Annotated in this window: 1 protein-coding gene; it reads right to left on the bottom strand. The window is 70.2% G+C overall.

The features are described 5' to 3' along the window. The coding region (locus ACEPPI_RS40700) for a carboxyl transferase domain-containing protein (RefSeq protein ID WP_373920270.1) at positions 1–460 on the bottom strand (460 nt) is incomplete at both ends.

Genomic DNA, 460 nt, shown 5'->3' with positions numbered 1-460 from the left:
GACGTCCAGCAGCGTGACGATCGGGATGTTGAAGGCGTCGCAGAGCTGGACGAACCGCGCGGCCTTCTCGGAGGCGTGGATGTCCAGGACGCCGGCGAGGTGGCCGGGCTGATTGGCGACGATGCCGACGACCTGGCCGTCCAGCCGCGCCAGCGCGCAGATGATGTTGCGGGCCCAGCGCTCGTGGACCTCCAGGACGTCGCCGTCGTCGACGAGCTCCTCGATCACCTCGGCCATGTCGTAGGGGCGGTTGCCGTCCACGGGCACGAGCGTGAGGAGGGCCTCCGACCTGCGGTCGGCCGGGTCGGTGGCCGCGAAGTGCGGCGGGTTCTCGCGGTTGTTGGAGGGCAGCATCGTGATGAGGTAGCGGACCTCGGAGATGCAGGTCTCCTCGTCGTCGTACGCGAAGTGCGCGACGCCCGAGGTCTCGGCGTGCACGTCCGCGCCGCCGAGGCCGTTC

Origin of the sequence: Streptomyces sp. AB3(2024) (assembly GCF_041862025.1) — a bacterium.
Classification (GTDB): Bacteria; Actinomycetota; Actinomycetes; order Streptomycetales; family Streptomycetaceae; genus Streptomyces.
Note: the sequence above shows the minus strand (reverse complement) of the source record. Positions and strands in the feature narration are given on the sequence as shown.